This is a genomic window from Actinomycetota bacterium (assembly GCA_040905475.1).
Lineage (GTDB): Bacteria > Actinomycetota > AC-67 > AC-67 > AC-67 > DATFGK01.
The window spans coordinates 50,470-72,895 of sequence record JBBDRM010000161.1 but is presented as its reverse complement, the minus strand read 5'-3'; the positions used below and the strand labels follow the sequence as shown (position 1 = coordinate 72,895).

The 22,426-nt window shown below is 66.4% G+C and carries 24 protein-coding genes and 1 tRNA gene; 15 read left to right on the top strand and 10 right to left on the bottom strand.

The window, feature by feature from the left end; all coding sequences use genetic code 11:
- Both WEB06_20055 and WEB06_20050 read left to right on the top strand, forming a co-directional pair.
- Positions 1–296: hypothetical protein (locus WEB06_20055; GenBank protein MEX2557911.1), on the top strand; the 296-nt coding region annotated here is incomplete at its 5' end.
- Between the two features lie 56 nt (positions 297–352).
- Positions 353–1,477 (top strand): VIT1/CCC1 transporter family protein, encoded by a 1,125-nt coding sequence (locus WEB06_20050; GenBank protein MEX2557910.1) that lies wholly within the window; start codon positions 353–355, stop codon positions 1,475–1,477.
- On the opposite strand, the gene WEB06_20045 is transcribed toward WEB06_20050, so the two are convergent.
- On the bottom strand, positions 1,474–1,767 hold the full coding sequence (locus WEB06_20045; protein ID MEX2557909.1) for a hypothetical protein: 294 nt from the start codon (positions 1,765–1,767) through the stop codon (positions 1,474–1,476). The genes WEB06_20050 and WEB06_20045 overlap by 4 nt on opposite strands.
- A gap of 135 nt (positions 1,768–1,902) precedes the next feature.
- Between WEB06_20045 and WEB06_20040 the strand changes: the two genes are divergently transcribed.
- Positions 1,903–3,117, top strand: coding sequence for an acyl-CoA dehydrogenase family protein (locus WEB06_20040; GenBank protein MEX2557908.1), 1,215 nt, complete (start codon positions 1,903–1,905; stop codon positions 3,115–3,117).
- Positions 3,118–3,141: 24 nt separating this feature from the next.
- Here WEB06_20040 and WEB06_20035 read toward each other — a convergent pair whose 3' ends face one another.
- Positions 3,142–3,564: a cupredoxin domain-containing protein gene (locus WEB06_20035; protein ID MEX2557907.1), complete on the bottom strand. Its 423-nt coding sequence runs from the start codon at positions 3,562–3,564 to the stop codon at positions 3,142–3,144.
- Positions 3,565–3,623: 59 nt separating this feature from the next.
- Positions 3,624–4,517: a DNA-3-methyladenine glycosylase 2 family protein gene (locus WEB06_20030; protein ID MEX2557906.1), complete on the bottom strand. Its 894-nt coding sequence runs from the start codon at positions 4,515–4,517 to the stop codon at positions 3,624–3,626.
- A 66-nt stretch (positions 4,518–4,583) separates the two neighbouring features.
- Between WEB06_20030 and WEB06_20025 the strand changes: the two genes are divergently transcribed.
- Entirely contained in the window at positions 4,584–5,999 is a 1,416-nt protein-coding gene (locus WEB06_20025) for a hypothetical protein (protein ID MEX2557905.1), read from the top strand.
- Positions 6,000–6,016: 17 nt separating this feature from the next.
- Positions 6,017–6,553 (top strand): GNAT family N-acetyltransferase, encoded by a 537-nt coding sequence (locus WEB06_20020; protein ID MEX2557904.1) that lies wholly within the window; start codon positions 6,017–6,019, stop codon positions 6,551–6,553.
- Here WEB06_20020 and WEB06_20015 read toward each other — a convergent pair.
- Positions 6,550–6,996, bottom strand: a complete 447-nt coding sequence (locus WEB06_20015; protein MEX2557903.1) for a hypothetical protein — start codon at positions 6,994–6,996, stop codon at positions 6,550–6,552. The genes WEB06_20020 and WEB06_20015 overlap by 4 nt on opposite strands.
- A 559-nt stretch (positions 6,997–7,555) precedes the next feature.
- On the opposite strand from WEB06_20015, the gene WEB06_20010 reads away from it, so the two are divergent.
- Together WEB06_20010 and WEB06_20005 are read left to right on the top strand one after the other, a co-directional pair.
- Positions 7,556–8,254, top strand: coding sequence for a helix-turn-helix domain-containing protein (locus WEB06_20010; GenBank protein ID MEX2557902.1), 699 nt, complete (start codon positions 7,556–7,558; stop codon positions 8,252–8,254).
- Between the two features lie 118 nt (positions 8,255–8,372).
- Positions 8,373–8,690, top strand: a complete 318-nt coding sequence (locus WEB06_20005) for a hypothetical protein (GenBank protein ID MEX2557901.1) — start codon at positions 8,373–8,375, stop codon at positions 8,688–8,690.
- Between the two features lie 216 nt (positions 8,691–8,906).
- On the opposite strand, the gene WEB06_20000 is transcribed toward WEB06_20005, so the two are convergent.
- The 3 genes from WEB06_20000 to WEB06_19990 form a co-directional block, all read right to left on the bottom strand.
- Positions 8,907–9,068: a hypothetical protein gene (locus WEB06_20000; protein ID MEX2557900.1), complete on the bottom strand. Its 162-nt coding sequence runs from the start codon at positions 9,066–9,068 to the stop codon at positions 8,907–8,909.
- 662 nt (positions 9,069–9,730) lie between these two features.
- On the bottom strand, positions 9,731–10,849 hold the full coding sequence (locus tag WEB06_19995) for a hypothetical protein (GenBank protein MEX2557899.1): 1,119 nt from the start codon (positions 10,847–10,849) through the stop codon (positions 9,731–9,733).
- Positions 10,839–11,321, bottom strand: a complete 483-nt coding sequence (locus WEB06_19990; protein MEX2557898.1) for a SigE family RNA polymerase sigma factor — start codon at positions 11,319–11,321, stop codon at positions 10,839–10,841. The genes WEB06_19995 and WEB06_19990 overlap by 11 nt, the downstream gene beginning before the upstream one ends.
- 445 nt (positions 11,322–11,766) lie before the next feature.
- Between WEB06_19990 and WEB06_19985 the strand changes: the two genes are divergently transcribed.
- Positions 11,767–12,018: a toxin-antitoxin system antitoxin subunit gene (locus tag WEB06_19985; GenBank protein ID MEX2557897.1), complete on the top strand. Its 252-nt coding sequence runs from the start codon at positions 11,767–11,769 to the stop codon at positions 12,016–12,018.
- On the top strand, positions 12,015–12,392 hold the full coding sequence (locus WEB06_19980; protein ID MEX2557896.1) for a PIN domain-containing protein: 378 nt from the start codon (positions 12,015–12,017) through the stop codon (positions 12,390–12,392). The genes WEB06_19985 and WEB06_19980 overlap by 4 nt, the downstream gene beginning before the upstream one ends.
- A 520-nt stretch (positions 12,393–12,912) precedes the next feature.
- Here WEB06_19980 and WEB06_19975 read toward each other — a convergent pair.
- Entirely contained in the window at positions 12,913–13,968 is a 1,056-nt protein-coding gene (locus WEB06_19975) for an alpha/beta hydrolase (GenBank protein ID MEX2557895.1), read from the bottom strand.
- Positions 13,969–14,156: 188 nt separating this feature from the next.
- Positions 14,157–14,228, bottom strand: a tRNA-Arg gene (locus WEB06_19970).
- A gap of 101 nt (positions 14,229–14,329) precedes the next feature.
- Here WEB06_19970 and WEB06_19965 point away from each other — a divergent pair.
- The 4 genes from WEB06_19965 (at position 14,330) to WEB06_19950 (ending at position 18,331) form a co-directional block, all read left to right on the top strand.
- Positions 14,330–14,728, top strand: a complete 399-nt coding sequence (locus tag WEB06_19965) for a response regulator (GenBank protein ID MEX2557894.1) — start codon at positions 14,330–14,332, stop codon at positions 14,726–14,728.
- Between the two features lie 9 nt (positions 14,729–14,737).
- Positions 14,738–16,405: an arginine--tRNA ligase gene (argS, locus tag WEB06_19960; GenBank protein MEX2557893.1), complete on the top strand. Its 1,668-nt coding sequence runs from the start codon at positions 14,738–14,740 to the stop codon at positions 16,403–16,405.
- Between the two features lie 3 nt (positions 16,406–16,408).
- On the top strand, positions 16,409–17,722 hold the full coding sequence (gene lysA / locus WEB06_19955) for a diaminopimelate decarboxylase (protein MEX2557892.1): 1,314 nt from the start codon (positions 16,409–16,411) through the stop codon (positions 17,720–17,722).
- Between the two features lie 114 nt (positions 17,723–17,836).
- Positions 17,837–18,331, top strand: a complete 495-nt coding sequence (locus tag WEB06_19950; protein MEX2557891.1) for an ATP-binding protein — start codon at positions 17,837–17,839, stop codon at positions 18,329–18,331.
- Here WEB06_19950 and WEB06_19945 read toward each other — a convergent pair.
- Entirely contained in the window at positions 18,328–20,589 is a 2,262-nt protein-coding gene (locus tag WEB06_19945; protein ID MEX2557890.1) for a SpoIIE family protein phosphatase, read from the bottom strand. The genes WEB06_19950 and WEB06_19945 overlap by 4 nt on opposite strands.
- Positions 20,590–20,767: 178 nt before the next feature.
- Here WEB06_19945 and WEB06_19940 point away from each other — a divergent pair, with 178 nt between their 5' ends.
- Together WEB06_19940 and WEB06_19935 are read left to right on the top strand one after the other, a co-directional pair.
- Entirely contained in the window at positions 20,768–21,010 is a 243-nt protein-coding gene (locus WEB06_19940) for a hypothetical protein (protein ID MEX2557889.1), read from the top strand.
- Positions 21,011–21,122: 112 nt separating this feature from the next.
- Positions 21,123–22,412, top strand: coding sequence for a homoserine dehydrogenase (locus WEB06_19935; GenBank protein MEX2557888.1), 1,290 nt, complete (start codon positions 21,123–21,125; stop codon positions 22,410–22,412).
- The last annotated feature ends 14 nt before the right edge of the window (positions 22,413–22,426 follow it).

Here is a 22,426-nt window from a genome sequence, read left to right as displayed (position 1 = left end):
CTCCGGAAGGCGTGTTCGAGCGCATGCCCGGCGAGGGGTCACGCTGGAGCCAAGGGAAAGACCAGTCCTGGGAGCCGTTGCGGCCCGAACGGGTCGTCGAGGTCTCCTACGACTACATGGAAGGGCAGCGGTTCCGTCACGTGACGCACTTCCGCCGCTGGCGTCCCGATCGGGATCCGCGCTCGTGCTCGTACGAGCAACTGGAGCAGCCGGCCGACTTCGATCTCCGCACCGTATTGGAGCCGCCGGCGACGCCCCCGCAGAAGCGGGCGCCGGAAAGGAAGAAAGGGAGCTAGCCCGAGCGTTTGCGAACCGCGGCGCGGCCGCTCGCCCGCGATAGGGTGGAGACGTGATGCGAACCTCCGAACGCACCGATCCCGAGGTGGCTCGCTTCTGGGAGCTCTGGGCGGACGAGCTCGCCGGGGCCGCGCTGTACCGGGCGCTCGCGGAGCGGGCCGGCGAGAACCGTCGGGAGATCCTGATGGAGCTCGCCGACGCCGAGGAGCGTCACGCCGCGCACTGGGCGAAGCTCATGGCGGAGCGCGGGATGACGGAGCCGCGAAGGCCCCGGCTCCCGTTCCGTGTCCGCGTTCTCTCGATGCTTGCACGTCGTTTCGGCGCCGACGCGATCCTGCCCCTGGTGCTTCGCCTCGAGGCGGCCGACGCCGCCAAGTACGAGGACATCGCCGAGGCGCCGGACTCGATGGCGCGACAAGAACGTTCGCACGGCAAGACCGTGTCGGCACTCGTCGGAGGGCCGACCGGTGCCCGGATCGCCCGCGCCGAGGGCCGCCACCGCGTCGGCGCGGCGGGAGCGTTGCGGGCAGGCGTGTTCGGGTTCAACGACGGGCTCGTGTCGAACCTCTCCTTGGTGATGGGCGTCGCCGGGGGGACGCAGGGTGATTCGCGCTTCGTGCTCTTGGCCGGTGTCGCAGGGCTCGTCGCCGGGGCGTTCTCCATGGCGACGGGGGAGTGGATCTCGGTCAAGTCGCAGCGGGAGCTCTACGAGCGCGAGATCCAGATGGAACGCGACGAGCTCACGCATTTCCCGGAGGAGGAGCGTGAGGAGCTCGCGCTCATCTACCGCGCGAAGGGCGTCGACCGGGACGAAGCTGAGGCGCTCGCCGCGAGGCTGATGAGTCGGCCCGAAACGGCGCTCGACACGCTGGTGCGCGAGGAGCTGGGGATCGATCCGTCGGATCTCGTCTCACCGTGGACCGCGTCGGGATCGTCGTTCGCCGCGTTCGCCCTCGGCGCGTTCGTCCCGGTGATCCCGTTCATCATCGGCTCGGGTGCGGCGGCGCTGATGGTTGCCGCTGGGTTATCTGCGGCTCTGCTTCTCGGGGTCGGAGCGGCGATATCTGTTTTCACGGGAAGGTCGGCGCTGCGCAACGGCGCACGCATGCTGCTGATCGGCGCGATGTCCGCCGGAGCAACCTACGCGGTCGGACGCCTCATCGGCGTCAACGTCAACTAGTTGAGCCAGGTGGCGAGCGGCCCCGCCTCGCTCGCGAACGCCACTTCGTAGAGGGCGGCCGCGATCAACGGGTAGAGGTTCGCGATCGGAGCCTTCACCGATCGGGCACGGCCGGAATCGTGAACGGTTGTCAGCCGAGCGCGTCCGCCGTCGACACCTTGGTAGGTGCCGGGCGCGGGCGCGAACGCTGAGCCGGCGTAGCCGACGCGTCCCCACCGCGCTCTCGATCCAAGGATCGAGACGTCGCTTTTCCGCGCAGTGGACCGCGCCCAATCACTCACCGATCGCATGGGGCCACCTTTCGATGAGCTCGATTTTTCCCCCTCTCCTCCACGGGTGAAACCTAGGGTGACCGGCCGTCCCCGGTCTGACGTGATCGGCGGGTCCATGCGAAACTGCACCTCCCTAACGAACCGGAGGGTCCGATGGACTTCTCGTTCAGCCCGCGAGTGGAAGAGTTGCGCGCGCAGATCCTCGACTTCATGGATTCGCACGTCTATCCGGCGGAGAAGACCTATCGCGAGCAATCGCGCGCCTCGGGCGACGTGCAGTTCCATCCCCCCGTCGTCGAGGACCTCAAAGAAGAGGCTCGCAAGCGCGGGTTGTGGAACCTCTTCATGCCGGAGGATCGGTTCGGCGCGGGTCTGACGAATCTCGAATACGCGCCGCTTGCCGAGATCACCGGCCGGTCGTTCCTCGCGCCCGAGGCGCTGAACTGCGCCGCGCCCGACACCGGGAACATGGAGATCCTGGCCGAGTTCGGCACGCCCGCGCAGCAGAAGGAATGGCTGCAGCCGCTGCTCGACGGCGAGATCCGCTCATGCTTCGCGATGACCGAGCCCGATGTCGCTTCGTCGGACGCGACGAACATCCACTCACGTATCGTGCGCGAGGGCGACGAGTACGTGATCAACGGGCGCAAGTGGTTCGCGTCCGGTGCGGGGAGCCCTCGCTGCAAGATCCAGATCTTCATGGGTGTGTCCAACCCCGACGCCGACCCGTATCGCCGCCAGAGCATGATCCTGATCCCGATGGACACCCCGGGCGTCACCATCGAGCGCGAGCTACCGGTGTTCGGCTTCCTGCACGAGGGCGGCCACTGCGAGATCTCGTACGAGGACGTGCGCGTCCCCGTCGCGAACCTCCTCGGTGAGGAGGGAAGCGGCTTTGCGATCGCGCAGGCGCGGCTCGGGCCCGGCCGCATCCACCACTGCATGCGCGCCATCGGTCTCGCGGAACGAGCGTACGATCTGATGTGCAACCGTGTGCTCACCCGCAAGGCGTTCGGCAAGGAGCTTGCCCGGCAAGGCGTGATCCAAGACTGGATAGCGGAGTCACGTATCCGGATCGAGCAGGCCAGGCTCTTGACGTTCAAGGCCGCCTGGCTGATGGACACCGTCGGCAAGGAGAAGGCTCGCGTCGAGATCGCCGCGATCAAGGTCGCCGCGCCCAACGTGGCGCTGTGGGTCATCGACCACGCGATCCAAGCGTTCGGTGCGGCCGGGGTCACCGAGGACTTCGGCCTGGCCGAGATGTACGCCGGCGCTCGTACCTTGCGCATCGCCGACGGCCCGGATGAGGTTCACAAGATGGTGATCGCCCGACGGGAGCTGGCGCGCTACATGCCGAAGGGCGAGTAGCGGGGACGATACGAGGTGTCGGCGCTATTCGACCACGAAGTCGCCCTGCATCTGTCTCGGATGGATGTCGCAACGGAAGTGGTACTCGCCCGCAGCGAGCGCTGGAACCTTGTACGCCTTGACGACCGGGCCGAGGACGTTCTCGCCCTTGAAGAGCGCCGCGCTGCTGCGAAGGTCCGGATAGATCGCGAAGTTATGTGGGATGCCCGCATCCTTGTTGTCCATCGTGATCGTGATGGGCTGGTTCGCCGGTGCGATGAGGCAGCTTTTGTCGAAATCGATGTCCTTGGCGACGAGCGTCAACGCACCGAGTACGCACGGCGAGCTCTCGGAGACGCTTGGGGTTGGTGTGGGAGCCGCGGACTTGTCGTCGCCTCCGCACGCTGCGGCCATGAAGCAAAGCGAAAAGGCGAAGGTCGGCGCAGCGAGCGATCTCTTGAGGTTCATCACCGGGATGCTACCGGCCCGCGAGCGAAACGCGAGGATGGAGGTCGTCCGATCCGGCGTTAGATCTCGCGCAACCGCCGGATCGGCTTCCGTGCGCCGTAACGGGGCGCGGTGATGCCGGAGGCCTCGATCAGCCGGATCGCACGGGCGCGTTGTCCGCGGTACGGCTCTAGCAACTCCAACATCCGCTCATCGGTCGCGCGCGGCTCCCCGGCGAGGATCCACGCCACCTGATTCTTGAGGTGAAAGTCGCCGACGCTGACCGCGTCGGGATCGCCGAGCGCCACGCGGGCAACCTCGGCGGCCGTCCACACGCCGACCCCGGGGATCGCGCGCAGCCGGCGGTGCGCGTCCTCGAACGACATAGAGGTGATCTCTTCCATCCGGCGAGCGGCGCGGCACGCGCGGCGAAGCGTCTCGGCGCGGCGGCGCTCGACGCCGAGTGGGTGGAGGTCGTACGACGGGATCCCGGCCAGGCGCTCGGCCGACGGTGGAAGCGTCAACCCAGCCGGGCCCGGCGCCGGCTCGCCGTAACGGCGGACGATCGCCACGTACGCGAGCCAGGCCTCCTTCCCCGACACCTTCTGCTCGAGGATGCTCGGGAACAGCGCCTCCATCACCGCGCCGGTCCGCCCGAGCCGCAGGCCCGGCATCCTTCGGTGGAGATCGCGGATGACCGGATGAGCCGCATGGAAGGATCCCGGATCGTCGTCCAGACCGAGGAGCGCGGGGGCGGCATCGAGGAGCCAGTCTGCGCCCGAGCCCCAGGCCTCGACCCAGACCCCACCGTCCCGGAGCGTTATCCGCTCTGCGGCCGGGCCTGCGGGCGTCCGGGTCGCGCGCCAGAAGCCGTCCTCGAAGCGGGTCGCCGGGTCGCGCCGGCCGCGCCGGCACGGTCCGAGCGTCAAGCCGAGGTGGATAGGCTCAGCGACCGGCAGGTGACGCGTCTTCATCTGCCGAGCAGCCTAACGGCTGCCGGTGACAAGGTCCCGGGCGCCGCCGCGGCGAACCTTGTCGTCATGCCCAGGATACGGATCGTGGTTTCGGTTCTCCTGCTTATCGCGGCGACCTTCGGTGGTGCGCGTGCCGACGATCCGAGCTTCCAGACCCTCGCCGAGCAGTGCCGGGCCAACGGCGGATCCGAACGGACCTGCAAGAGCCTCGAGGCGCTCGGCTCGTTGGTCGCGCATGTGTGCCGGTACGCGAACGCGCCCGCAGAGGCCTGTGCCTTCTTCAAGGGGAAGGTCATCTCGAGTGAGCTCGTCGACGCCTACGAGTCGACCTGGGTGCATCGAGCGCTGACGCTCCAGCGTGCTCTTGGAAGCTCGCTGCCGCTGGGCGAGGCGCTGTTCCCGTCGACGCACAACTCCTTCAACTCGGCGTCGTACCCGCCCACGTTGTCTGGGTTCGATGCGAACCAGCAATACACCATGACCGACCAGCTCCGGATGGACATGCGCGGGCTCGAGATCGACGTCCACTGGTTCCCGAGCCTCACTGCTGCTCCCGGTGAAGGTGGCCGGGCGCCCTTGATGTGTCACGCGACCGGTCCGCACATCGGCTGCACGATCGAGCGGCACCTTCGCGACGGCCTGACCGAGCTTCGCGCTTGGCTCGACGCGAACCCGACCGAGGTGCTGATCCTGTACATCGAAGATCACCTGGACGACGAGACCGGCCACGCCCGAGCCGCCGCGACGATCGAGGAGGAGCTCGGAACCGGCTCGCCACGGGACCTCGTGCTCCGTCCGTCCGGCCCCTGCGACGAGGGCCTTCCGTTGGACGTGAGCGCCGCCGACATCCTCGCCGCCGGTAAACAGGTCGTGATCGCCAGCGCGTGCGGAGGCGGAGCGGCCTGGAGCGGGCTCGTCCATTCTCAGGACGACTTCTGGGTCGAGGGCGGGGCCGACGACTTCGATGCGAACCCGCCGTGCGGGTTCAGCGCCGAGGAGTACGCAACCAGCTGGACGCGGTACTTCGAGGACTCGACCTGGCTCTCGACGATGGTGGATGGTTCCGCTTCGCCGCTGACTTCGACGCATTTCGCCGCCATGGTGGCGTGCGGCGTGAACATGCCGTCGTTCGATCAGCTTGCTCCGGACGACGTCCGCCTCGAGGCGGTCGTGTGGAGCTGGTCGCCGGACGAGCCTTCGACGAACGCGGCGGGAAACTGCGCCCTGCATCGCGGGGACGGCCGGTTCGCCGCAGACTCCTGCGCGGCCGCTCACCGAGCCGCGTGCGTGTACGCCGACGGCACCTGGGCCTTGTCCTCGACCGCCTCGCCGTGGGCGACGGCCTCGTGCCCTGCGGAAGCGACGTTCTCGGTTCCACGCAACGGCCCGCAGAACCTCGCTCTGAAGACCGCGAAGTCCGCGGCCGGAGTGTCCGACGTATGGCTGGCGTATTCGGCAACGGGGAGCGGCTGGGCGGGCTGACCGGTAGCCTCCCCGCCATGATCGTCACCGAGCGCCTGTCTCTCGAACCCGCGCCCGTCGGATTCATCGAGGCTCTCGAGCGCGCCGATCGGGCCGAAGCCCAACGGTTGATGAACCTCCTCATCACCGGCGATTGGTTCGAAGGATCGCAGGGCTGGATGCGTCTTCGCATCCGGCAACTGAAGGAAGCGCCCGCGCTCGATCGATGGCTGTTGCACGCGATGGTGCTGGCGAGCGACGAGGGTGGCGACCTCCCGCGTACGATGGTTGGGCACTGTGGGTACCACGGTGGTGCCGATGAAAGCGGCATGGTCGAGATCGGCTACCAGGTGGCGCCCCCGTTCCGGCGCCGCGGCTACGCGATCGAGGCCGTTCGCGGTCTGATCGACAACGCATTCGCTCATCCGGAGGTTACCCGCGTTCGGGCCAGCATCCGACCCGACAACGAGCCGTCGCTCTCGCTCACCGCAAAGCTGGGTTTCGTCCGGGTAGGGGAGCAGATGGACGAGGTCGACGGCCTCGAGTACGTCTTCGACCTCGAGCGACCCGGCTAAGCGGATCGCGCCGGCTCACTCGAGCGGCGCAACATCGCGCGGCCCGCGAGTCCGAGCGCGAAGGCTCCCGCGATCTCGATGAGCACGACCGTCCACGACATCGCGTTCACTCCCGTCGTCGAACCCGGGAACGCATCGCTGAAGTCGCTCCAGCGGGGGAGCAGATGGACCGCCGCGACGCCTACCGCCACGGGGAACCCGAGCGCGATCGCGGCGACCGGCGCGAGCCGGTGACGCGTCATGATGAGCCCGATCGTTACGACGCCGGCGACGGTCGATATCGTGCCGAGAAGGTTCACCTCGCCGGTCAGAACCACGGTTCCGCGACGCAGGTGATCGGCAAGGTGCAGTACGAGCCCGACCCCGTACAGGATCGCTGCGTTCCTCAGGAAGACTTGTTCGCGAGACGGCGTCTCGCGCGTCCGGGTGGCCCGCTGTGCCATGACCTCCACCTCCGGTGTCTATGCCCCGCGGATCGTATCTCGGCCCGGGGAACGATGCGTTCGTTCTCGCCGGACGAGCCACGAAGATCGCTCGACGATCTCATCCGATAACTGGTGCTTCCAACTGGACGGTATTCGAAAGACCCTCCCCGTCTCCGGGGCGAATCGTTCGGAGTAAGCAGGCGTCACGCGAAGCTGCGTGGATGTCGGTATCCATCAGGCCCAGTCAGACCTGCCGCACCCGAAACCCTTGACAACGGTAGGTATTTCGTTAAAAACTCTTGACAACGAACAAGGAAAGGGCCAAGATGTTACCCAAGTGGCCTGATGTCGAGCGCGCTCTGCGGGATCAAGGGTTCGAGATGCGGGCGACGAAGAGCGGATTCATGATAGTTGCCCCGAACGGGTACCGGGTGAGCCTGCACCGGGATCCGACACCGGGAGCCATCCGCAAGACCGTGTCTCACCTCAAGAATTACGGAGGATTCCAATGGCCCCCGTGAAAGGACGGCAAGCGATGAGCGAATGGCGAGATGCGTTGACGGAGTGGGATGTCTCCGTGGACTTCGCCCCGTTCGCGGGGGAGGAATTCGATACTCGCGTCGCAGACGACCTCCTAGACGCCACGGAGAAGTACGACGGAGTCGTCTCTGTGCTTCCACGGAGGATCACTATTGCGGTGACGCTCGCGGCTCCTACCTATTGGGAGGCGGTCGGTTCTGGCGTTTCGGCGGCACAGGATGCGCTTCGCGCGGCCGGCTGCCGTGATGATCTGCCGGTCGAAAGAGTGGAAGCCAAGACCTCGGAGCGCGCTGAGAGCGACCTCGTTGAGCCAACCTTCCCCGAGATGCTTGGAGTTTCGGAGGTCGCTGAGTTTCTCCGCGTAAGCAAGCAGCGCGTCAGCGAGCTCCGTGAGAGCGGCCGCCTTCCGGAACCACTGAGCGAGCTCCGCGCTGGACCCGTGTGGCCGCGCCCGACGATCGAGCGGTTTCTCGAGCGGTGGGCTCGTCGACCGGGCCGTCCACCTGCGGACTCGGGTATCGACATGATGGTCCGAGAAGACGGTCGAACGTATCTGATTGAAGTCAAGAACTCGACCAAGGGAGGCGAAATGGCACACGCGAAGAAGACGGGAAAGAAGGCTGCGAGCGCCGCGTCGAAGGTGCTTCGTGACGGCCGGACTTCGAAGAAGTCGAAGTCGGCTGCAGCCAGCGCTCTCAGTCAGCGGCACGGGAGTCGGAGAGGCAAGCGCAAATAGTACAGGCTGCAACTCACGGCGGGCTGATCTCGAATGGGTCCGCATCAAGTGCGGCGGCGAGGCGCTCCTATCGATGACGGCTATCTTGAGTTACGTTCGCAGTGACGTGACGATTCACGTGAGCGATCGCCTGGTTTCCGCCGTGCACGGCCCGATGGTTGACCCGTTCGATCGAACGGCAAACAAGGGTGTTGTGGTTGGAGCGTACGACGGGGTCGTTGTGATCGGGTACACGGGCGTCGCTTACCTCGGCGGCACACCCACGGCTACCTGGCTCACCGCCTGGGTGGCCGGCGGGCAACCCGCTGGAGGGATCGATGGTCTCGAAGTGGTGAATGCGGCTCCGGGTGAGCGTGCGTATTGGGATGAGACGAGCGGAACGTGGGTGGCCGGCTGGGCGGTGCAGCCGAGGAAGCCCCCTCCATATGCTCGATAGATCGGGTTCGGGTGTGCGAATAATTCGACCACCGTCCGATCGCTCGGATGCATCGGCGCATGTCACTACTGTGGCGCCCCCAATACAGAATCCGAAAAACCCTCCCCGGCTGGCGGGTGAGCCGTTCCGGCTGACGCGCAGGCATGCGAAGATCCGGCCTGACGGCTAACGGAGGAGAGGCGCGGGTTACTTCCCGGCCGGCCCGAGCCTCGCCGTCTACGACCCGAACGTCTGCGTCACCACGACAGTTCCGCTCGCGTCGAGCAGTCGGACCGCCAGCGGCATTCTGACCGGATCGTTCGATCCGAACAGGACGTAGCCGTTGAGGACCGAGTCGACGAAGACGCGCCCGTCCCGATCTTCCAGCTCGACCCGCACGACGCTGCCATGGACGCTCCCTCCGATGGTGAATCCGTCTCGCCCCCAGCTGCCACCCAGGTTCGCCCACGGCGCTCTCTGGCCCGGCTCGTCGCACCTGCCTCCAGACACGAGCCTGCCACGCCATTTCGAGGATTCTGGCTCGAAATCCGCGCGACACGTCCATCGGAAGCAGTCGCCATGGTCATCCTCGTATTCGATGACGAAGAGCTCGAACATTTCGAACCCGCGGGAGGTGAGGAACCGAATGGTGTCGAGCCGCGGGGTATGGGGAAGGCCCTCCCACGTCTCGCCTCGCCAGCCGAAAGAGGAGGGCGAACCCAGGGAGACGAGGCGCCCACGTCCGCTGGCGAGGACCTCGATGATTGCGTCCTGCGCCGCCGCGACCACGCACCATCGTAGGGCCGAGCACGCGCGTGGCGTCAACCAAACTCGGAAGTCTGCACGCATCTTCGCCGGGCATGCTGTCTCTCAATCAAAAAGAGACAGCTGTGCTCCCAGCTGTGGAGAGGCCGAAAAGCGTAGTCCCGCCTGGCACGGGCCTGGCCACCGTGGCGTCGGAGACAAAAGCGACCATGGTCAACACTCTTTGGGCGTCTTTCACTGTTCCGCGGGAACTGTGGCTTCGCGCCTCAGCTTCCTGCATCGGGACGGAACGGCGACTATGACAATAGAAACCGCAACAGGGTCACCGTTGACTGCTCGCTTCCCTCGTGCCTAGTAACCCATATAGAGCCAGCACCGACATGGAGCGACGGCGGCCCCCTTCCGAGGTCCAGGGAAACCTTCTGTACCACTCGCGCCGTGGACGGGTCGATCTTGAGAATCCCCGAGGGCCACTGCAGATCGAGTGCCCAGATTGCACCTTCTCCTGCGACCACCGGGCCCGCATACGCTACGTCGATCTCGTGCGATACGCGGCCGGATGCCGGATCGATCCTGAGAATGCGGCTGACCTGTCCCAGGCGTGGCTCGCCATCGGGTGCCCACAAGTAGCCGCCTCCGGCTGCCGCTGGAAGACGGGCCTCGCCTCGAGGCCACGTCGTGGTTCGATTCGTCGCCGCATCAATGCGAACCACGTTGTCGCGGCCGAAGACCCAGAGAGCATCCTCGCCCACCGTCATCGATAGGAAGGATTCAACGTCGATGGTCGCAGCGACTTCGTCGGTCGCGGGGTCGATTCGATCGATTGCAAACCCACTACCGGTCCCGGCGGCGACCCAAACTGCTCCTTCTCCGGCGGCGATCTCGATGGCGCGTCGCCCTTCGCCTGTTCGGCGAGGGTTGAGCGTGATGCGAACGCGCTCTTGCCCGGAGTGGAGATCTCGGCGAGTGACTGCTGCATCGTCAGCTATCCAGAGGGACCCGAATCCCACGGCGATCCCTCCCGTGAAACCTGGTCCGGGGATTCGCGTTGTGACCTTGTTGGTTCGCGGGTCGACGCGGACAACTTCATCGGCAAGGTTGACCCATACTCCAGCGGGATCCGCGGCTATCGTCAGAGCTAGGCCGGAACCTGTCTTGGTTTCTCCCAGAGCGATCACCGCGGGACGTCCTTGCGCCGGCCGAACCACCGGCTCGGCCGGCCCATCGGGCACCCGCCCGATGGCGCGGAAACCAACGGCAGCCCCAACACCAAGCCCGGCGATCATGACGGCCGTGAGAAGCCCGGTCGCCATCATCCGCCGCCTGGCGGCGTCGAGCACCCGGTCAGGGATATCGGTAGGAATGTGCGGGTCCTGCGCTCTCTTGCGCAACGTCTCGCGAACGTCAGTCTCCAACTCGATCGCCTCCTCGGATCCTGTGCAGCGCATCGAGCCCTCGAGAGATGCGTGACCGCACCGTGCCTGGACGACACCGAAGGATCTCCGCTATCTCCTCATCAGACACGTCCTCGTAGAAGCGCAGAACGATGGCTTGCCGCTGCCCGATAGGAAGCCTTTGAATCTGATCCCAAAGTTCATCGGCCTCATGATCCAACGACTCCGCACCAGGAGTTGGTCGGAGACTCCCGCGCTCCCGCTCCAGGAAGCGGCGCTCCACTGCCTTTCGACGATGATGCGAGTGGGACAGGTTCACGATCGTGCGCCTCAGATAGCCGCCGAAAGCTTCCGGGTCTCGTAGGGTTCCCCAGCGCCCTGAGATTTTGATGAACGCGTCGTGAAACAAATCCTCCGCAAGAGCCTCGTCGCCCGTCAGCAAGTAAGCCAGCCGGATCGCGTTCGCGGCATGCCGCCGATACAGCGCCGCCAACCGTCCCGGCCGAACGTTAGGGCCAGCGTCCTCCGAACTCATCTGTCGGCCTTTAGAGGACGCTTAGCATGGCGCTTCTGTTCCCTGCACGTTGGCCACACTGAGTTAACTGCGGACTTGGACCTGGGAGAAGCCCTCGGCGCCGGGAGGAGCCCCAGTCAGGGCTCGCAAGACTGGACCGTCTCGCCTCCGGGTCCGGGCCGTTCCCAGGCGCACGGCAGCTCGTCGCCGAGATCCGCGTCAAAGACCGCTCATGGATCCAACCGATCTTCTACGTGCCGATATTTAGGCCACCGTCCGGATTGGTGCTCCCAACTGGCCGGTATCCGAAAAACCCTCCCCGGATCGAGGGGGATCGATTCGCGATGCGGACAAGGCTCGCGAAGCGCCGCCGAGCGTGAGTTTGAGCTTGTCTGTAGCATCCACGGTAGGTATGATGGTTGGTATGACAGCCAAAGAGAAGATCGCCGTGAGCTTGCCGCCGCGACTAGTCAAAGCCGCGAAGAGCGCGGTCCGGGGTGGCCGGGCACCGAACGTGAGCGCGTACGTCGCGGACGCTCTCGCCGAGAAGATCATGCTGGACGATCTATCGACACTTCTTGAGCGGATGCTTGCGGAGACCGGGGGCCCGCTGACCAAGGCCGAGCGACAAGCCGCGGATCGGATCCTTGGGGGGTCTGTGAAGGCCAAGCGGTGAGCGGTGCGACCCTGGATTCTGGAGCGTTGATTGCCTTCGCGCGTGCCAAACGCCCAGTTGTAACTCTTGTCGCGCGCGCGCTCGAACGAGGCGACACGTTGGCAGTGCCGGCCGGAGTGGTCGCTCAGGTTTGGCGCGACGGAGCGCGTCAGGTCCGCCTCGTGCGCCTGCTGGCATCGGACGTCATCGAGGTTGTCGCACTCGACGATCCCACCGCGAGAGCAGTCGGACAGTTATGTGGTGCCACTGGAACAACCGATGTGGTTGATGCCTCGGTGGTCTTCTGCGCCCGACAGCGCGGCCAGAAGATTCTGACGAGTGATGCGGACGATCTGCGACGCATCGATGCCAAGATCGATCTCGTCAACGTCTAGTCCCGCGGCTTCGCAAGGCCTCGGGTCGAAAAAGTGTCCGCAGGTCACACGGTCCGAATGGCGCGGTGCCCCCAACTGGACACAAGTCGAAAAACTCGCTCGTCGTTGGCCAGCCGATTGCTCTGTCCGGAGGGCACGCAAAGGGCCGGTGAGCCGGCTACAGGCGCCGGTGAGGTGGGCCGGTCAGGCGCCTCGGACCCACCGCCAGTCGAGCCTCCCTCCGACACCGACCGATCGACGATGATGAGCGAATCGTGTTCGTGCTCACCATCGACCATGGCGCGGACGTCTACCGGCGTCAGTGAGCGACCACGGGACGGTTTTTCGACCCGGCGCGATTCCCGAATGCGAGGAATATCGTTCTGCTGACAGCCTACGAACTGACCGGCAGGCCCTGTGGGCCTTCCGTCGGAGAAGGCGGTGAACGAAATTGCGGCATCGAATTGCCCGGGGGGCTTGGACTAGGGCCGGACTCGGCGTGTCCTCGAGCACTAGGAGGCGGGAAGAAGAGGCGCATCGATCAGGGGCAACCGGGGGACGGGATCGCGACGTCGGGTCCCACGCGCGCGTTCGCCCACGCGAGTAACTCGTTGTGGAAGTCGCCGGCATTCAGATGCAGGCTCTCGTAGTGTCCTGCGTTTGCGAGCACGTACGTATGGAGACAGGCGCTGGGAGAGAAGAACGGCGCCTCCGACTCGCGCAGCCCTTCAGCGCTCGAGCAATCGATGCTGGAGGCGCAGAAGACGCGATCGAACTGTCCCAAACCCATGAAGACAGGCACGGCGATCTCTGTCGTTCTGTCATCGAGTCCATCCCCGAGTTGGAGCAACTCCGGGATGGTCACGGTGTCCTTGAGAGCTTCGTCGGCGGCCGCGACCGCCGGGTCGTAATTTCCGGGCTGGAAAAGTACGTCCTCACGGACACCTGGGGGATTGGTCAAGTATCCAACTGGAACGGACACGCCGAACTTCGCATCGAGCTGCGCTGGATAGAAGCCGGTCGCTGCGGCCGGCAGCACGTCGGAGTTGAACTCGTGGGAGACTCCGGTGAGGGCGATGCCCGAGAGGGGAGCGCCGCCGTCTTCGGCGATCCGCGCAGCGATGAGTCCTCCGAAGGAGTGCCCGACGATCAGGATCCGATCGAATCTCGTGTCTGCTACGACCCCTGCGCGCAGGGCCTCGATCACTTGGGTGATGACCGACACATTGAGATCGAGATCAACCAACAGGAACGGCGGCCGGTCACTCGACCCAGTCCCTATGCGGTCGATGGCCAGGCTGACATATCCGCTCTCCGCCGCCTTCCGAGCGTAGGAGTACGTCGAAGGCTGGATGGGGAGATCGAAATAAGACCGGTTCGCGACGATCCCCGGGATGAGAAGCTGAAGCGCCTTCCCCTCGAGGCTCCCCTCCCGGCACAGCGTCCCCTTCACGGAACTGGTCGCCATCGTCGGACCGCTGACCTCCAGCCCCAGTTCCTCGCAAGCGACTGCCGAAGCCGGTGCCATCGACGCAACAGAGACGACGAAGAAGAAGATCGACGCGCTGAGCGCATGCCCACGAAGCCGGCCTTTCATCGGCCCCCTCCCTCTACAGGTGGGAATACCTTCGACGGGCGCGCTCTCTATTCCTCCGACGAGACCTCGGCTGCGGTCCCCGGCACTCGGGATCGCGACTTCCGACTCAGAGATCGCAGCCGATCTCCACGTCTTCGCCCGGAACGACTGCTTCCCCGTGCCGATATTTCGACGACCGCCCGGATCGGTGCCCCCGACAGGACTCGAACCTGTGCCACCGGCTCCGGAGGCCGGTGCTCTATCCGCTGAGCTACGGGGGCGGAACGAAGCACTCAATCTTAGCGGAGCGCCCTGATAACCAAACGCGATGGCCCGCCCCAGCCCGGCGGTAAGATGCCCGCGACGCAAGGAGGCTGCAAGCGTGGCAGGCAAGCGTGTGCTCGTTGTAGACGACGACCGGGTGATCCAGCAGCTCCTCGAGGTCAACCTCGAGCTGGAGGGCTACCAGGTCGCCGGCACTGCGTCGGACGGCCGGGAAGCGATCGCGATGGCCGCCGAGCTCAAACCCGACCTGATCCTGCTCGACATCATGATGCCCAAGATGGACGGGCTCGAGGTGTGCCGCCACCTCAAGGCGGATCCGAAGCTCTCCAAGATACCGATCGTGTTGCTGTCGGCGCGCGCGCAGGACATGGACATCCGTGAGGGGCTCGAGATCGGCGCCGACGCGTATCTCACCAAGCCGTTCGACCCGGTCGAGCTGCTCGACGTCGTCGGCCGCCTGCTCGCCGGCGAGCGCATCCAGCCGGCCGACTCCTAAGCGACGCCGGTGATCCAGGCCGCGCTCGCCTCGACCGTCCAAGACGCGCTCTCATCCGCCCAGCAGGCCGGCAAGCTGCCGCCGCTCGACCCCATGCCATCGGTGGAGCTGGAGCGCCCGGCCAAGCGAGAGAACGGCGACTGGGCGACGAGCCTTCCGCTGCAGATCGCGAAAGCGGCGCGTATGAAACCGCGTGAGATCGCCGAGATCATCGTCGCGCACCTGACGCCTCCGGAGTCGGTGGCTAAGGTCGAGGTTGCCGGGCCCGGCTTCATCAACTTCTTCCTCACGCACGCGTGGCTGACCGGGGTCGTGCGCCAGATCGAGCAGGCCGGCGACGACTGGGGCCGGATCGAGGCGGGGGAACCGGAGCGCATCCAGGTGGAGTTCGTCTCGGCCAACCCGACTGGGCCGCTGCACCTCGGCCACGGCCGCTGGGCGGCGATCGGGGATTCGCTGGCGAACGTGCTCATCGCTGCCGGACACACGGTTGAGCGCGAGTTCTATGTCAACGACTACGGCAGGCAGATTGAGCTCTTCGGTCGCTCGATCGCGGCCCGCTACCTCCAGCTCAACGGCCGCGAAGCGGACGTTCCCGAAGGCGGTTACGTCGGTACCTACGTCGTTGCTCTGGCGCAACAGATCGCGGACGAGGTCGGGGACCGGTACGTGGACGCTCCGGAGGAGGAACGCGTGGCGTTCTTCCGGCAGGAAGGCAAGAAGCGGATGCTCGAGCATCAGCGCGAGGTGCTCGAGCGCTTCGGCGTCACCTTCGATGTGTGGTTCTCGGAGGGTTCGCTCCACGAAGAGGGCGCGGTGCAGCGGGTCATCGAGGTCCTCCGGGAGCTGGGACACGTCTACGAGAAGGACGGAGCGCTGTGGCTCCGCACGACCGACTTCGGCGACGACAAGGACCGCGTGCTCGTGCGGTCGAACGGCGAACCCACCTACCTGGCGCCCGACATCGCCTACTTCATGGACAAGGTGCGCCGGGGCTTCACCCGTCTGATCTACATCTGGGGTGCCGACCACCACGGCCACGTCCCGCGGATGCAAGCCGCGATCCGGGCGCTCGGGGAAGACCCGGATCACGCCGAGTTCATCATCGGCCAGCTCGTGAGCCTCACTCGGGGAGGCGTTCCCGTGCGGATGTCGAAGCGCACCGGCGAGCTGGTCACATTCGACGAACTCCTCGACGAGGTCGGGCGCGACGCCGCCCGGTACTTGCTCGTCCGCCAGGGGGCCGACACGCCGCTCGATTTCGACATGGAGCAAGCCGTCGCTCAGTCGCAGGACAACCCGGTCTTCTACGTCCAGTACGCGCACGCGCGGATCGCTTCGATCGTGCGGCATGCCGCCGAGCAAGGGATAGCGATCGCGCCGATCGCAGACGTGGCGCTCGAGGAGTTGCAACACGAGAGCGAGCAGGAGCTCCTTCGCAAGCTCGCCGAGCTTCCCGAGGTGGTCGAGGTGGCCGCCTCGCTGCGGGCGCCGCACCGGCTGACCCGGTACGCGGAGGATCTCGCCGCCGGCTTCCACGCCTTCTACCGCGACTGCCGGGTCGTGTCGGAGGACGCCGCGCTGACGCAGGCCCGTCTGCACCTGTGCCGGGCGGCTCAGATCACGCTCGCCGACACATTGCGCTTGCTCGGCGTGTCGGCCCCCGAGAAGATGTGACCGATGCCGCACTCCTTGAAGGACGTCCTCCCGGTCACCGCCAAGCTGCGCGACGACGGCCACCTGGAGGTCGGCGGCTGCGACCTGGTTGAGCTGGCGGCCGAGCACGGGACGCCGTTGTACGTCTTCGACGAGGAGACCTTCCGAAGCCGGTGTCGGGCGTACCGCAGCGCGTACGCCGAACCCGGCGACCGCGTCTACTACGCAGCGAAGGCGTTCACATCGCTGGCCGCCTTCCGCATGGCCGTCGAAGAAGGGCTGGGCATCGACGTCTGCACCGGCGGGGAGCTCCATGCGGCGATCGCGGCGAACGTGCCGCCCGCCGACCTGATCTTGCACGGTAACAACAAGGCCGACGTGGAATTGGAGATGGCAGTCGCCGCCGGCGTCGGCCGGATCGCCGTCGATTCCCTCGATGAGCTCGAGCGCCTGGCGCGTATCGCCGCCTCCGCCGGCGTCGTGCAGCAGATCGTCCTCCGATGCACGCCCGGCGTCGAGGCCCACACCCACGAATACATCCAGACCGGCCAGGAGGACACGAAGTTCGGGATGTCGATCGAGTCGGGCGCGGCCCTCGAGGCGGCGAAGCGAACGAAGGACCTGCCCTCCGTCTCGCTCATCGGGGTCCACGCTCACATCGGCTCGCAGATCTTCGGGCCGGAGGCGTTCGGGAAGCTCGTCGAGATCATGTGCGAGTTCGTTGCCGACGTGCGCTCGGCCGCCGGCTCGGAGCTTCGCGAGCTGAATCTCGGCGGTGGATTGGGCATCGCCTACACGAAGGAGGAGACGCCGGCGGATGTCGGGACCCACGCGCGCTTCGTGCGTGAAGCGGTCGCACGGGAGGCGGCGCGACACGGATTCGCTCGGCCGTTGCTTTCGGTCGAGCCGGGCCGCTGGGTCGTCGGCAACGCGATGCTCACCGTGTACTCGGTGGGTGTGGTCAAGGAGCTGCCCGGGATCCGCACCTACGTGAGCGTCGACGGCGGCATGAGCGACAACATCCGACCGATGCTGTACGGCGCGCGGTATTCCGCCCTGCTCGCGAACAAGGCGAATGAGGCGTCCGACAAGGTGGTCACGGTCGCCGGCTCCCACTGCGAGTCGGGCGATGTCCTCATCCGCGACGTCGCCTTGCCGTCTTCGACGGCCCGCGGCGACCTGCTTGCCATCGCCGCGACCGGGGCCTACGGTTACGCGATGGCCTCCAATTACAACAAGATGCCTCGCCCGCCGGTGGTTCTCGTGCGGGATGGAAGGGCCGAGGTCGTCCTGCGGCGCGAGACGTACGAAGACCTGATCCGGCTCGACGCGTCCTAGCCGTCGTCGGCGCCCCGGCGAGGTTTCACGACCGCCTCGTTCGGGAATGCTCAAGAGTCGGGCACGAGTCCGTTACCCTTGCCGTGAGGCAGGGTCCATTCATGAGGATCGGGCATGGGCAAGGGAGGAGAGGATCCGGGCGATTCCCGATCCTTCGCTTTGGAGGTCCCCCCCGACGCGGATCAGGTACGCACGGCCAGGCTGTTCGCCTCGGCGGTCGCTCGACACTTCGGGGTAGATGAGGATCGCGTCGAGGACCTCAAGGTCGCCATCTCCGAGGCGACCACGAACTCGATAAACGCTCACCGAAAGGCCGCCATCGCCGATCCGATCCGCATCGCCGCGGCGTCTGCGGGCGAAGGGGTCCGGTTCAGCGTTATCGACGTGGGGCCGGGGTTCCCGACGGAGAACATGCTCGCGGACGCGCGGTCCGAGGTGACGCCCGCGCACGGTTTTTTCGAGGGGAGCCTCGGCCTGATCCTGATCCGGACGCTCTTCCCCGGCGTTGAGATCACCGAGAACGCGGATCGCGGGATGACCGTAACCTTCTTGCTCGAGACGGAGTCCCAAGAAGCCGTTTCGTCCGGCGAGGTCTTCGGGCTCGGCTAGTACGGGACCCGGACCACGATCAACGCGATGTCGTCGCGGGGCTCGCCGCCTTGGAACTCGAGCACGGTGCTTTCGATCCGCTCGGCGATCGAGGAAGCATCCAGACCGGCGCACGTCGAAACGAGTTCTTGGAAGGCCGCTTCGCCGAAGTCCCCGGATGGCCCCCGTGCCTCCGTTACCCCATCGGTGTAAAGGATGAGAGCGTCGCCGGGTTGCAGCTCGGTCGAGTGATCGGTGAGATCGATCTCCGGCAGGACGCCGATCAGCGTTCCGGTTCGGCACGCCGTCTCGACGCGTCCATCGCGGCGAAGGATATAGGGCGGCGGGTGGCCGCCGGCGGTCGAGGTGACGCGCACCCCGATATCCATCGGCCGCAGCCGGGTATAGGCGACGGTGCAGAACCGGAGGTCGAGGCCGTGCTCGGGAACAGCCGCCGTAACGAGCGCCTCGTTCAATTGGGTGAGAACGCGGCTGGGCTTGCGCGCCTGCATCGCGGCGGCACGCACCGTGTACCGGGCGAGAGCCGTCAGCGCGGCGGCGTCGGCTCCCTTCCCGCAGACATCGCCGATCAGGATCGCCCAGTCGTCTTTGCCGGTGCGGAAGACGTCGTAGAAGTCGCCGCCGACCTCACTGCCCTCGCCGGCGGCGTGGTAGCGCGCGGCGAGCTCGACGCCGGGGATCTGGGGCAGATGCGGCGGCAGCAGGCTCCGCTGCAGCGTCCGGGCGACGTGGCTTCGGTCCTGGAACAGACGTGCATTGTCGACGGCGAGAGCCGCCCGGCGAGCCAGATCCTGCGCAAGCGTCACGTCCGCTTGGCCGTAGGTTCGGCCACCCGGCACCAGCACCAGCTTCACGGCGCCGAGCGTCCTCCCCCTTGCCAAGAGCGGAACGACGATCGCGGATCCAACCCCCAGCTCATCCAGAAGCAGCCGCCGGTCGGGATCGCTCGTACTGCACACCTCACTGCCGTCGACGTCGAGGAGAGCCATGCCGGTTTCCATGACGGTCCGGAGGACTCGAACGTGCTCCTCGTCCGAGGGCATCTCCTTGAGGCGCCGGGCCGCGTCGGTCTTCGACGGGTCGAAGTGCACCACGGCGACACGGCGCAGCGTCCCGTCCTCTTCGGCGACGTCGACCGCGCACCAGTCGGCCGCGCGCGGAACCGTCAGCGAGGCAAGGCGCTCGAGCACCGCCCGGTAGTTCAGCGACGACGAGAGCAACGCGCTCGCCTCTGCGAGGAAAGCCAGCCGCTCCCGTGACTCGTTCAGTGCGGTCAAGGCGTCGACCCGCACTGTGACGTCGACGATGATCCCGCGCACCTGCGGACCGTCGTCCTCGTCGACCGTGTCGCCCAGCTCGCGGAGCCAGAGGATCCTTCCGTCGTCGGCCGATGCGCGATATTCGATGTCGTAGCGACGACGCTCTTCCACCGCAGCGCGGCGTGCTCGGACGACGACGTCGCGGTCGTCGGGATGGATGATCGTCTCCCAGAAACCGGGTTCCTTCACCCAGCGTTCGGCCGGATAACCCAGGATGTCCTCGGCGCGGCGGCTGACGTAGAAGGGCTGAAGCGTCGCCGAGTGCGCTTCCCACACGATCGCGTCCAAGGAGTCGACCAGCGCCTCGAACCGATGCTCGCTCTCTTCGACCTCGTCGCGCAGCCGGGAACGGTCGACCGCCAGCCCGGCGCGTCGCGCGATGGCCTCTGCGAGCTCGAGATCTTGCGCCGTGTACACGCGGCCCGATTCGGCCGTTACCAAAGTTATCGCGCCCAAGGAGCGGCCCCGGGCGAGGAACGGCACGATCATGGCCGAGCAGAGACCGAGCCCGAGGATAAGGCTCAGTTGCTCCTCGTCTTGCGTGCCCTCGCGGATGAGCGGCTCGGGGATCTCCGGATAGAACTCGGGTTCGCCGGTGCGGATCACCTTGGGCACGCCGAAGGGCGAGTTGGGGTCCGGCGGATACCGCTTTTCGAGCTCGCGGACCCATTCGATCTTCTCAGCGTCGGCGTGCACGACGGCGGCGCGGCGGAGTTTCCCAGCGTGGTCGACGACGTCGATGGCGCACCAGTCGGCCAGCTCCGGAACCGCCATCGTGGCGAGCCGTTCGAGCGCGACCCACTCGTTGGGCGAGGTCGCCAGCAGCTCGGTCGCGTCGGCGAGGAATCGGAGCCGGGCGATGCCTTCCAGGCCTGCCCCGGGCGGTCCCCCGGAGGCCGCGTTGGTTCCCATGCTTGCTTCGTTTGCTTGTTCGCTCATCGATGTTCTCATTCGTCGCTGGGGCCCCCCTTTATAGCGTTACGGGCCGTCTCCTTGTCCACCCCCCCTTTCGCCGGATCCGTCTGCTCAGAGGGCTGCGTTTCCAGGGACCCGGGCCCGGGTACCTCCCTTTCGAGGCGCCGGTTTCGGGCGCAGCAGATCCGGACGGAGGTGGGAGATGGACGGATTTCTGGACGAGCGCGCACCCGACTCCGCCGACCCCGACCCCGATCGCGTGAAGTCGCGAGCGAAGACCATCCGCCGGGAGAGTCCCGAGACCCAGGATCCGGAGGAGTCCGCCGAAGAGCTCCTCAAGGAGTCCGACACCCGGACGACCGGTGATCCTGCCTCCAAGGACCTCGAGGAGGATCGGGTGGAGCGTCGCACCTCAGACGAGGCCACCCCGCCGGCCGAGGACTGAGGCCCGGCCCGCCCGAAACCCATATCGGCCGCCTTCACCATCGGCTCCCGATATCATCCCTGCTGGCCGGGCGCTGTGCCCGGCAGCAAGGCCGTTTACACAGACCTCGGCAGTGAGAACCCTCCGGATCGGCCAGCTGGGCTGCGGGATCGTCGGTTCCGCGGTCCTACGTGTGCTGGACGCTCATGCCGCCGACATCGAAGAGCGGATCGGCGCGAAGCTCGAGGTTGCCAGGGTCGCGGTCCGCAATCTCGGGAAGGTGCGCGACATCCCCGAGGGGATGATGGGGCTCCTCACGACCGACCCCCATGAGGTCACCGGTGACCCATCGATCGACATGGTCGTCGAGGTGATGGGCGGGATCGAGCCCACGCGGACGCTGCTGCTCGAGGCGATCGGCAACGGCAAGCCGATCGTCACGGCCAACAAGGAGCTCCTCGCCTCGCTCGGAGCCGAGCTCTTCGACGCGGCGGACGGCAAGGGTGTCGATCTCTACTTCGAGGCGGCCGTGGCGGGCGGGATCCCGTTGATCCGTCCGATGAAGGAGTCGCTCGCAGGTGAACGGATCCGCAAGGTGATGGGGATCGTGAACGGAACGACGAACTTCATACTCACACGCATGAGCGAGGAGGGTTGCTCGTTCTCAGAGGCGCTCGGCGAGGCGGAACGGCTCGGCTACACCGAGCTCGACCCGACGGCAGACGTCGAAGGGTTCGATCCCGCTGCGAAGGCCGCCATCCTCGCCTCGATCGCGTTCAACACGCGAGTCGTCGCCGGCGATGTGTACCGCGAGGGCATCGCGGACATCACCGCGGCAGACATCGCGTTCGCGAAACGGCTCGGCTATGAGGTGAAACTGCTCGCGATCGCCGAAGAGCAAGGCGGTGAAGTCGCCGTCCGCGTTCATCCGGCCATGATCCCGGTTTCCCATCCCCTCGCGAGCGTGCGCGAGAACTTCAACGCCGTCTTCGTCGAGGGCGAGAACGTCGGCGAGCTGATGTTCTACGGCCGCGGTGCCGGCGGGCCGCCGACCTCGATCAGCGTCGTCGGCGACATCACCACCGTCGCCCGCAACCTGACCTCCGGTGGCCGCGGTCCCGGTTGCACCTGTTACCGGAAGGCCGCCATCCGCCCCATCGACCAGATGTTCGCCCAGTACTACATCCTCCTCAACGTGGCCGACGAGCCGGGAGTCTTGGCCGCGGTCGCTTCCGCGTTCGGCGACAACGGCGTCTCGATCGCGAGCGTGTGGCAGGAGGGATTCGGCGACCAGGCGCAGCTCGTGATGATCTCCCACCGCGCTCAGGAGCGCGACCTGCAAGCGACGCTGCATTCGCTCCGCGAGCTCGACGTGGTCACCAAGGTCGCCAGCGTCATGCGCGTGGAGGGCGGCGAGGCGTAGCCTCGCCCCGCGCC

Excerpts from the sequence above, each read along its gene's own strand:
- WEB06_20050 (MEX2557910.1), top strand. The coding sequence starts at position 353 with ATGCGAACCTCCGAACGCACCGATCCCGAGGTGGCTCGCTTCTGGGAG.
- WEB06_20045 (MEX2557909.1), bottom strand. The coding sequence starts at position 1,767 with ATGCGATCGGTGAGTGATTGGGCGCGGTCCACTGCGCGGAAAAGCGAC.
- WEB06_20040 (MEX2557908.1), top strand. The coding sequence starts at position 1,903 with ATGGACTTCTCGTTCAGCCCGCGAGTGGAAGAGTTGCGCGCGCAGATC.
- WEB06_20035 (MEX2557907.1), bottom strand. The coding sequence starts at position 3,564 with ATGAACCTCAAGAGATCGCTCGCTGCGCCGACCTTCGCCTTTTCGCTT.
- WEB06_20030 (MEX2557906.1), bottom strand. The coding sequence starts at position 4,517 with ATGAAGACGCGTCACCTGCCGGTCGCTGAGCCTATCCACCTCGGCTTG.
- WEB06_20025 (MEX2557905.1), top strand. The coding sequence starts at position 4,584 with ATGCCCAGGATACGGATCGTGGTTTCGGTTCTCCTGCTTATCGCGGCG.
- WEB06_20020 (MEX2557904.1), top strand. The coding sequence starts at position 6,017 with ATGATCGTCACCGAGCGCCTGTCTCTCGAACCCGCGCCCGTCGGATTC.
- WEB06_20015 (MEX2557903.1), bottom strand. The coding sequence starts at position 6,996 with ATGGCACAGCGGGCCACCCGGACGCGCGAGACGCCGTCTCGCGAACAA.
- WEB06_19985 (MEX2557897.1), top strand. The coding sequence starts at position 11,767 with ATGACAGCCAAAGAGAAGATCGCCGTGAGCTTGCCGCCGCGACTAGTC.
- WEB06_19975 (MEX2557895.1), bottom strand. The coding sequence starts at position 13,968 with ATGAAAGGCCGGCTTCGTGGGCATGCGCTCAGCGCGTCGATCTTCTTC.
- lysA (MEX2557892.1), top strand. The coding sequence starts at position 16,409 with ATGCCGCACTCCTTGAAGGACGTCCTCCCGGTCACCGCCAAGCTGCGC.
- WEB06_19950 (MEX2557891.1), top strand. The coding sequence starts at position 17,837 with ATGGGCAAGGGAGGAGAGGATCCGGGCGATTCCCGATCCTTCGCTTTG.
- WEB06_19945 (MEX2557890.1), bottom strand. The coding sequence starts at position 20,589 with ATGAGCGAACAAGCAAACGAAGCAAGCATGGGAACCAACGCGGCCTCC.
- WEB06_19940 (MEX2557889.1), top strand. The coding sequence starts at position 20,768 with ATGGACGGATTTCTGGACGAGCGCGCACCCGACTCCGCCGACCCCGAC.